11 protein-coding genes are annotated in these 9,992 nt (G+C 44.0%); 1 reads left to right on the top strand and 10 read right to left on the bottom strand.

All coding sequences use genetic code 11. The features are described 5' to 3' along the window. Positions 1-41 precede the first annotated feature (41 nt). The 10 genes from K5L93_RS15045 to K5L93_RS15000 form a co-directional block, all read right to left on the bottom strand. Complete coding sequence (locus tag K5L93_RS15045; protein WP_220720566.1) at positions 42-488, bottom strand: hypothetical protein; 447 nt, start codon at positions 486-488, stop codon at positions 42-44. Positions 489-1,070: 582 nt separating this feature from the next. Continuing rightward, positions 1,071-1,448, bottom strand: a complete 378-nt coding sequence (locus K5L93_RS15040) for a hypothetical protein (RefSeq protein WP_220720565.1) — start codon at positions 1,446-1,448, stop codon at positions 1,071-1,073. A 157-nt stretch (positions 1,449-1,605) separates the two neighbouring features. After that, the gene (locus K5L93_RS15035) at positions 1,606-1,983 is read right to left on the bottom strand and encodes a hypothetical protein (RefSeq protein WP_220720564.1); all 378 of its coding nucleotides are present in this window, start codon (positions 1,981-1,983) and stop codon (positions 1,606-1,608) included. Positions 1,984-2,829: 846 nt separating this feature from the next. Continuing rightward, positions 2,830-3,528, bottom strand: coding sequence for a hypothetical protein (locus K5L93_RS15030; protein ID WP_246615062.1), 699 nt, complete (start codon positions 3,526-3,528; stop codon positions 2,830-2,832). Positions 3,529-3,698: 170 nt separating this feature from the next. Next, positions 3,699-4,295: a YiiX/YebB-like N1pC/P60 family cysteine hydrolase gene (locus K5L93_RS15025; protein ID WP_220720563.1), complete on the bottom strand. Its 597-nt coding sequence runs from the start codon at positions 4,293-4,295 to the stop codon at positions 3,699-3,701. Positions 4,296-4,577: 282 nt separating this feature from the next. Further along, positions 4,578-5,096 (bottom strand): PEP-CTERM sorting domain-containing protein, encoded by a 519-nt coding sequence (locus K5L93_RS15020; RefSeq protein WP_220720562.1) that lies wholly within the window; start codon positions 5,094-5,096, stop codon positions 4,578-4,580. A 270-nt stretch (positions 5,097-5,366) separates the two neighbouring features. After that, the gene (locus K5L93_RS15015) at positions 5,367-6,245 is read right to left on the bottom strand and encodes a LysR family transcriptional regulator (protein ID WP_220720561.1); all 879 of its coding nucleotides are present in this window, start codon (positions 6,243-6,245) and stop codon (positions 5,367-5,369) included. Between the two features lie 224 nt (positions 6,246-6,469). Then, on the bottom strand, positions 6,470-6,943 hold the full coding sequence (locus K5L93_RS15010; protein WP_220720560.1) for an anthrone oxygenase family protein: 474 nt from the start codon (positions 6,941-6,943) through the stop codon (positions 6,470-6,472). Between the two features lie 8 nt (positions 6,944-6,951). Beyond that, positions 6,952-7,845, bottom strand: a complete 894-nt coding sequence (locus tag K5L93_RS15005) for an EamA family transporter (RefSeq protein WP_220720559.1) — start codon at positions 7,843-7,845, stop codon at positions 6,952-6,954. Between the two features lie 149 nt (positions 7,846-7,994). Beyond that, positions 7,995-8,906: a LysR family transcriptional regulator gene (locus tag K5L93_RS15000; RefSeq protein WP_220720558.1), complete on the bottom strand. Its 912-nt coding sequence runs from the start codon at positions 8,904-8,906 to the stop codon at positions 7,995-7,997. A 156-nt stretch (positions 8,907-9,062) separates the two neighbouring features. Between K5L93_RS15000 and K5L93_RS14995 the strand changes: the two genes are divergently transcribed. Next, the gene (locus tag K5L93_RS14995; protein ID WP_220720557.1) at positions 9,063-9,752 is read left to right on the top strand and encodes a type 1 glutamine amidotransferase domain-containing protein; all 690 of its coding nucleotides are present in this window, start codon (positions 9,063-9,065) and stop codon (positions 9,750-9,752) included. The last annotated feature ends 240 nt before the right edge of the window (positions 9,753-9,992 follow it).

Genomic DNA, 9,992 nt, shown 5'->3' with positions numbered 1-9,992 from the left:
GTCCGGCGATCAACGGGAGCGTACTTGATTGGTTTGTTAGTTTACCTGAATTTAAACACCAAGCCGCCAAGCCTACCATTAACCAAGTATATATCTTGACCGTCCTCTAACTCATAACAAGGTGCTTTATGAAAGCTGCCCTCATAGAAAACACCACCGGCATAACCACACTCATCTTCTGCCAGCTCTAAGATGTCAAAGACCTCCGAAGAAAGATAGAAATTCAACAGCCAGTATATTATTAAAACGCTACTACAAAGCAATACGGATATGCCGATGCTTATCATAGATAGCCAAGCTTTAAGTATCACACCTTTAGTATTTCTTAACCCGGTAGTTTTCTTGTAGATATGGCAGTCAAGCTCAAAAAAAACTACAAACAAAATAATGGAAACAACAGTAAAAAAACCAACAATCCACCGGGATAAGTCATCGACTATATACCGCCCCCACAGATTGTAAGAGAACATAAGCGCAGCAATAAACATAACATTCGAATATAGAAGCTTTTTGGAGTGCTTTTCTAAATTAGAAAATTTTATTTCATGCAATATAGACCCCACAGATAACTAAAGACAGGCTTGGTAAACTAACGTTTTTCGCAACGGCGGGCGTTAGCATGGTTTTTAAGCGGGCCTTGATGTTGCCGGAACTTGTTAAATTTTTATACCAGTACTATCGCGGATACTAAACCCGTAGCAAAAAGCATTACTGGTACCAACATAAGTAATTTGTATCGGGCTAATGACGTTAGGCGCAAAGGCCGAGCGAGAAAGTGCCCAAACAATAACAGGGATAACCCAAACCAAAGAAGCGAAACAAAGACAGCATCGCTACCTTGATAGTAAATAGCTGAACTTCTACCCCAAAAGAAAGCTTTAGATTGAAGCAAAAGATACAAGGTGTAACTGGCAATCATTGCAGGAATTATAACACCAAGTATAACTACTTCGATTTTCACGTATTTTGGTAAGTACTTCATCTTCCTTTAAATTTAACGTTCCGCAAACAGGCGAGCGGTAGCGAGTCCGAGCCCACGCGTTTTGTGGGCGATTTTGTTGTGCGGCTTGTTATATTTCGCTTGCATCAGATGGACTTAGACGAGTTGCCAGTTCATCGCTGTTTGTGTAACAGATAAAACGCAACCGTTCGTTGTTGATGAAGTCGACTGTTACTACCGGAACAGCCAAGAACATTGACGCCCTGACATGTTTAACAGCAGAAAGGGGCCGCGTTATGTCATATCCCGTTTTGCTGTTGCAGTACTTCAGCCCATCAGAGCTAACCGACAACGTGAAACTCTGATGCTCCGCGAGAGCAGCACGCTCGAATATGCGAAACCATTCTGCCAGAAAGATCCCGCCGATAATAGGCACCGCTGCCACATAAAAATCACTACTAATCAGGTAATAAGAAATGCCTAAACCTAAAAGGGCAAAGGCTAACAAGAGTGCCCGCCTTTTGAGTCTCCGGTAGCGCGCTGTATCGAACTGACTAGTGAAATTCATCGTGAAATATAACGCCCGAAACAGGGGCGACCGGAGCTCGCGGAGGGAGTCCAGCCGCGTTGTTTTGCGGCGTCCTGGTTTTGTTTGTTAGGTATACTCACTGCCAGTGCGCCTTCACAGCTATGATTTTTTGGTCCTGCCTCGTTATATAGTTTGCTTCCCCGACCCGAAACTCAATGTTCTCTAACGAAAATGATTCGCCGCTTTGAGTAACTATACGAAGATTCAGCGCACCCTCCTGCTGGTGCATCAGCAACTCTAAGATTGGACGTTCTTTCCCGAGGTATAGATGAAACTGAGGCCTGTGAAGTTCTATGGTGCTACCACCAGTTTCCACTAATACACTCTCAATTGGCCTCTCCTCGAAGCCATTAAAGATGAGTTTGAATATGGGAGGTTCACCATCGGAAAACAACAAGCATGCGAAGAGCACAACCAGCATCGCCGAAACGAATCCCTTCCAAAATCCCATCATTGGTGGTTCCTACAGTCGATTTGCACTCGGTATACCTAACGCTCGGCTCAGCGTGCACTCAAGCTGGAGCAGATTTGTGTAGAATGCAGCGCAGCGGAATGGACAAAAATCCGCGGAAGCTTGCGTGTCCGCTGGAGGCGCTTGTTATGTGTTTTTGACATAGTTGATCACCCACCCTAAAACAAATACAGCGAGGAACACTGGCGTGAATGCTGACAAGCCCAATAGTAGCAAATAGCCCCAGTAAATTATATCCTCACAGTGAATTTCACACTGGGGGTTATGCAGCCAAGCCACATACATTATTAAGCAGCCAGCAATAAGCCCAAGTAGCACACTTATAATTAGAAGATATTTATACGCAGTTATGTGCCTCTTTATACTCATGGCTTACCTTAAAATCACACTCACATTTTTCGTAATTGAAGCTACCTCCTTGATCTAAACAGGAGTCTATTTTTGATTCAAAACATCCGGCCAGAAGGATGCAGGCTAAAACTGTGAATCTCATAGCTCGAGTACACATAACAGGTTATTAAAAGGAAAAATTCCTTGTTTAAACAAGGAATTTTTCCTCTTATCATACATTTGATAAAAACAAGGTTATCACTTTTCCTTAGCTACATCAGCCACCTAGCTCGAAAAACAACAAAAACATCAGCATGAAAGTATGCAATCACTTGTAGAAAGTAGGAATCGCAGATTGCCTGTATAAAATCACAGAAAATAGGTAATTTCTATGTCTTTAGCTAAGCACTCTTTCCACAGTAGTTTTCGCGAATAAATGCAGATGTAAGGCTTAAACTCAGCAGAACTAAGGGCAACTGAGTTTAAGCTGGAGTTAGATTAAAAATAGACACTGGCTTGCAGCCAACCTACAGTGTCTTTTTTCGAGATTTTACTCTCTGCAGTGTGGTCAACTTTAAGGCCTACCGACATATTGCTATTAATCATATATCCACCACCCACTTCAATTTGCGGCACAAAATCTTTAGCTCGGCTTACGTAAGTGGCTTTAGGGTTGGCGTAAAGCCAATGGCCGTCGTCGAAGGCATACATGGCGTACAAACCACCTTGTACTAAAGACGAGTCTTTAAAGGTTTCGCTACTGTCTTTAATTGGCATATCTAACTTACTTTTCATGTAGCCGCCATAGAACATGGGGAACAGTGAGATATTTTTGGTGATATCAAATTTGTACATACCACCTACCAAAGCGGTAGTGGTATTTCTATCCCCGACTACATCAACCGAGTAACCCAAGCCATCGTTTACTTTGAAGTAACGAACGCGATAATCAAAATCGATTTTGCCTTGTTGATCTTTTTTGTCGGCAGCGCCTAAATCAGCAAAAATCATATTGCCTGCTTCCCAGCCATAGCTGCCGTTTAGCTGGGTGCGTTCGTTGCTGCGAGAAATACCTAAAGAGCTAAAGGTGGCAGTTGGATCGCCATAGTTCACGTCGGCTTTTGCCTCGGCAGTTTGCTCTGCCATTACGCCAGATGAGATAGCCGCCAAGCTTATTGCTAATATTGTCTTGTTCATTTTTTTACCTGCTAATAATGAAATGCCCTTTAGAAAAGAGCGGCATTCCATAGCCGCAAATAATGGCCGCAAGTTTAATCTTGCCTAAGGAGGCTGCTAAATGAGTACCTGTTAGCTCGTCTTACAGGTAGATTTCGAAATCCAATAGGATCGAGGAAGTACAATCAGAATCAAAAAAGATCAATTTCGGGGGATAAATAGAAGCCATCATTCAAGTAAGTTAGTTGGCTCTCTGACAAATTGGCAGGGGTGTATTCATTGGAGGGCTTTTGCTTATCTAACAAGCCAATATGTTGGTAGGCTGCTGCCACTAATTCACTGCAAAATAATGAATCGAGGTTTTCTTGATTCTCACCAAATGGGCCTTCCCATCCAGCCCGAGCCAGCTCCCAAAAGTCTTGTTCATAATGGCGTAGTTTTAGCTGTTCAAGCAATTGCATTAATTTGCTTAAATGCTCATCCGACAGGGTTCCACCTAACAACTGGCGAATTGAAATACTGCCCAAGTGTTGTTTAACCCGTTGGTGTAGCGGCACTACCTGCACCCCATTGCTGGCTTGTTGGGAATACAAACAGGTATCTTTTGAATTAGGAACTGCTTCCCAAAGGGTCACAAAGTCATAGGCTTCTAGCTCCAGCACCATGCCAACATGTGACCATTTGCTAAACGTGCCGTAACGAATAATGTCGCTACTTAAACCTTTGCCAGAAAAGAACACCAAATCGCCAGTTTTTAGTTTTTTGGCTAGTGGGGCGGGCTTTAGCATCCTGCTAACTCTCTCTTTAGTCCTAAGGGTCTGTTGACCTTTGGTGTTGAAATTTTGTTCGGGATAAGCGAACTTCAATCGCGGCGAGCACGTTGAAACCCAGTGGGCTAAGTAAGAAGTGCTCAACAAAGAGTAAAGTTCGCTTATCCGAACCCTCCGGGCAGTATTGTTGAAAAAACCATCAACAAAGATCAACAGCCCCTAATTTGCTTTATATGATAAAAACAAAAAGCCCGCATTAGAGCGGGCTTAAATCAAAAAATAGACAATTAACGCTAGCGATTATGCCGACGTACGGCGTCTCATAAGCAATCCGCCCAAACCTAGCAACATAATGGCTACGGTTGTTGGCTCACTAACCTGCGCTGGCAGAGAAAGGTTATTAACCCGCACTAACAGAGTATCTTGGTTACCGCCATTAACAGAACTCACCATAGGATCATTAAAATCACAATGGCTGTAGGTGTTGTCAAAATACTGAGCAGCACATTTATTCCCATCTATAAATAAATCTCTAGCAGGGATATTGGCAAGCTCTGCCAAGCTAGCAAAACGCCAAGTACTTACACCTAATGCCGCATTTAAAGCATCATCGTATAAACCACCAGCATATTCCCAATTATCCACTAGCTGACTACAGCCACCTGAACAAGGCGAGGCCCAAACCCAATCAAAAATATCACTACTTACAATCACGTCTTCTAGAGGATCTAGAGTGATGACCGTAGCGGCCGATTGTTGTGAAAACACCATGCTTGAGATGAACATGGCAAACATCGTTATTTTTTTTATTTGTTTCATTTTTCCGCTTTCCTTGCTTTAGTTTGTTAGCGAACCCGTAAATGCAAAAAATATACCTTTATATCAATAGCTTTACTTACAAGCACTTAGCGAAAAAGCGAACACTCTTTAATTGATAATTGTAAAAATAACTGACAATAATTTAAACAAACAAAAAATTTAAATTATTTATTTCAACACCTTATAAGCTCACATAATTAGTTTAATAAGCTTTAGGTGAACGGACACACAAATGTGACATTAATCACAATTTAACCAGCCTTAATCAGGCTATTTCTGCACCAAACACTGCTGCATATTGTCGGTGACCAACTTAAAGCGCGAAGCCAAACGATGATAACGGCGCTGCACCAAATAAATGGTTTCACTCACTGGATTAGCTAAATGGCTAGCAGCAATAAGCTCAGGTTTGGCAAAAGCGGCCACTGCGTGCGCTGGCAACACCGTAAAGCCCAAGCCCATTGCAACCGGCTCTAAAATCAAACTAATTTGGTTAGAGAATCCGCGAAGTTTAAATTGGCTCGATTGCTCAAACTCTGGGTAGTTGGCTGACAATAACAATTGTGAATGATGGGCGCCGTCGGGGTGGTCCACATAACCTAAATCTAATAAGTCTTGCCAACTAGCATTGTTATATCGTGCCGGTGTTACCAATACCAAAGCCTCTTCTGCGAAGGCTTGGGTAGCCAACTCACTTAGGGTGCTGGGGCGAGTAATAAAACCTAAATCAAGCTGACGATCAGCCAGCATTTGTTCGATGCTAGCATTGGGGGCAAATTTATAATCAAACACCAAATCAGGGTATTTTGCTTGTAAATCCAACAGGTTTGGATAGAGCTTCAAACCCACGCTGCCGGGGCTGGCAATCCGACACAAACCGGCATGAGGATCATCTTGTTTAAGTGACAGTTCAAGCTGGTTAAGTTGAGCCAAGGTTTGCTGCGCTTGCAAATACACTTGATTGCCCGCCTCTGTGAGCGTGAAGCTTTTGCCTTCTCGTTGTAACAGAGTTTGCTGGTAGTAGTGTTCTAGCTTACGAATTTGCTGGCTTACGCCAGGCTGAGTCATCGCCAGCTTTTCAGCGGTGCGAGTAAAATGTCCGGTTTCAATTAAGGTGCAATAGGTTTGTAGCCAGTCGATATTAATCATAATGAAACCTTATTGAAGTAGCCAAGAAAGATAACATTATGCAGGAGTAGATTTTTCAAACAAGGCTGCACAGCAAACAAAGCCTATCGCCCCCAAAAAACCTTACAGACTAGAGAACAGCATGTTTGCAGCACCGGATACAAGCGCTAGATTAGATGGGATAAGCACACAGATGGTTGCCACGAACAGCAAATAGAATTGCAGCTTTGCAAACAGCAGGTTTACTATAAACCCAACATAAACAGTAACATCGCCAGCGCAGAAGCAAGGCTGCGCCAGTGATTCCAATAGGTCCACTCCGCTAAATATTGCTGCCACTGCAAGCTTTGTGCTTCGCTTAGCGCATCATTCACAGAAATTAGCGCCAGCGCTTTATTTCTTGGTACGTTGGCAAACGCAGTCACTGCAAAGCACCCCAGTAAATAACAAAGGCCTGCGGCCACCAACCATAAGTTAATTACCTCGACAAAAAACACCTGCCAAACAAACACCACTAAACACAGGATTGCCGTGCCCATAAACAAGCCTAAGAAACCAGGGTTAAGCACCGTAATGTTTATGCTTTGCATGGCCGCCAAACCTTGCTGAGTATTCAGCCTAGCCAAAGCAGGCATTACAAAATTAGAAAATGCCACAAAAATACCAGCCACTAAACCGCATCCAAAAGCCGCGGCGATTATTAAGCTTTGTTCAAACATGTATTCCCCTAAACCACTAGTTTTAGTCCTATAACACTAATGCAAACTAGGCTAATCATTGCCCACTGTTTGAGCGTAGGCTTTTCCGCTAATAGCCACCAGCCCAGTAGCATACTAAATACCATCATAGTGCTTAACACAGCTGCCGCAATCGCTAGGGGGCCTAAGGTCATTGCTAAGGCATAGCAGCCAGTGCCAATAACCGTAGGTGAGGCAAAAATCAGGATCTGTTTAAATTGTGCGGCTGTCACCTTTTGCATTCCGGCTTGGCCGCTAAGCTTGCCTCGTGCGAACGCCATTAACATAGCCATCACGCCAATCATCACTTCCCAGCTAAAACCCACTAGAAATGGGTGGCTGTCGCGCGACATTTTAGCCACCAATATCAAGGCGCAAGACATTAAAGCGCCATAACAAGCACTGGCTACAATGCCAATAAGCGGCTTGTATTGAGCGGCACTCTCCGTGGGCTTAGTATTAGTACGAGTTTGACTTGCTCCCAGCAGCAGCACAGCAAGTAAGGTTAGTCCGGCCATTAACCATTGCAATGGACTTAAACGCTCATCTAACAGTAATTCGCCCAACAAGCCGACAAACAGCGCCGTAAATGCCATCGATAAAGCGCTAGCAATGCCAACGGGTAACCTTACAAAGGCTATTGCATTTGCCCAGTTAGCCAAAGCGGCTAAACCCGCCGCTAGTAGTAACCAACCAGCATGATGAATAAAACCAGAATACGCATGCAGCGGCACCAATAGCAGTAAGGGAGACATGCTAATTAACAAGCTTAAACCGCGGTAAGCCACCGCACTAAGCAGATCTGATTGGCGATAAACCTTGGCCATTAGCACCCCTTGTAGGGCATAGGCAAAGGTAGCGATTAAGGCGATAAAAAAGAACAAGGCTGCGTACTCTCTAAAAATTTACCCCAGCCTACGCAACAAACTAAATAGCAACAAGGGCTTAACTAAGCATCGAAATGGCGTAAGCAAAAAACATTAGCCTTGCTTAAGTAGCCACCCTATTTAAACGCTTGATGTAACCTCAATCACTAACGCGCTCGCAGCGATTCTTGCTTGGCTAGGCTCTGTTTTAAGTAATCGATGAGCAAACGCAACTTCTTAGAACTCGCTGAGCCTTTAGGGAAAACACAATACACATCAATATCTTGTAATTGATAATCAGCCATAAGCACTTCTAGCTTTCCGGCCTGTATTTTTGGCAAGGCGTCGTACAAGGGAACACGCCCTAAGCCATGGCCCCCTTCAACAAAGGCAGTGCGCACTGCTGCATTATTGGTGCTCATGCCACCTTTGGTTTTTATGCTAAAAGAACGAGAACCTTTGCTTAGCTGTAAGGTACTTGAGCCCGCGGTATAAATAACCCATTGGTGGGCATCTAAATCGGCTGGTTTAGTCGGCCGACCATGTTTGTTTAAGTATTCTGGGGCAGCGCATAAGCAGGTACTTAAGGTGGTTAGCTTGGCGGCTTGCAAACCAGAGTCATTAAGCTCGGCGCCGCGGATGGCTAAGTCGAAACCATCTTGAATAATATTTACCACCTCATCGCTTAATACCAGTTCGACATTCACCTTGGGATACAAACGGCGAAACTCGTTAATCACTGGCACAATGGTTTGTAGGCCTGCGTTCACTGGACAAGAAATTTTCAGTGAACCTTCCGGCTCTTGCTTGAGGTTTTCTATCTGTAAATTTGCGGCTTTAGCCTGCTCGGCAATGTTATGACAGCGCTGATAGTATTGCTCGCCAGCCTCGGTTAAATGCAAACTTCGGGTTGAGCGATTTAATAGACTAAGCCCTAGTTGTTGTTCCAGCTTTTTGATGTGGTAACTAACCACCGCGCGGGTAATGCCAATATGCTTCGCGGCAGCGCTAAAACTGCCCTGCTCAACTACCTGAGCAAATACCACCATACTTTTTAGCTGTTCAAAGCTAACGCTCATTGTTCTATCTCTTTTTTAAAACACCCCCATTGTATCAATTATTCTACCAATCATGTCTATTTAATCTGCATTGTTGGAATGAGCTTACCCACCTACACTAGGTGCATTGCTATTGCGAGATCGCAAAGTTACTCATCAATTTTAAGGAATGCACCAATGAGCACAGCTAAGAAAATCCTAATGGTTCTAACTTCTCACGACCAACTGGGCAATACCGAACATAAAACGGGTTTTTGGGTAGAAGAATTTGCCGCCCCTTACTATGTGTTTTTAGATGCTGGAGCAACCATCACCTTAGCGTCACCTAATGGCGGCCAACCACCCATTGACCCAAATAGCGAGCTCCCTGATTTTCAAACCGATGCCACTCGCCGCTTTGACCAAGACGACGCTGCAAAACAACAGTTAGCCACTACACTTAAGCTCGCCGACCTTGATGCTAGTGATTACGATGCGGTGTTTTACCCAGGTGGTCATGGTCCATTGTGGGATCTTACCGACAACCCACAATCTATCTCGCTACTAGAGAACTTTGTTGCGCAAAACAAACCAGTTGCAGCAGTTTGCCATGCCAGCGCGGCCTTACTAAATGTAAAACAAGCCGATGGCCAATTACTGGTAAAAGGTAAAGCAGCAACCGGCTTTACCAACAGTGAAGAAGCCGCAGTACAACTTACCGAGGTGGTGCCATTTTTGTTAGAAGATGAGTTAAAAGCACGCGGTGCAGATTACCAAGCAGTAGCCGACTGGAACCCTTTTGCGATTCAAGATGGTTTAATGATAACCGGTCAAAACCCAGCGTCTTCAGAGATGGCAGCAGAGAAAGTACTACAGCACTTAGCCTAATCGCCAAGCTAGGGCCTGTTGATCTTTTCTGATGGTTTTTACAGCAATTTATTAGCCATTTAGGCAAGGCAGTGAGTGTGAAGTTAAGTGGGCTTAATAATCACTCGCTAACGCTGAATAAATGGCTAAGAAATGCTGCCCGAAGGGTTCAGATAAGCGAACTTTACTCTTCGTTGAACACTTTTCACTTAGCCCACTAGGTTTCAAAGTGCTCGCCGCGATTAAAGCCCGCTTATCTTG

It is taken from the genome of Agarivorans litoreus (assembly GCF_019649015.1).
GTDB lineage: Bacteria > Pseudomonadota > Gammaproteobacteria > Enterobacterales > Celerinatantimonadaceae > Agarivorans > Agarivorans litoreus.
This window is presented reverse-complemented; position numbering and strand designations above follow the sequence as displayed.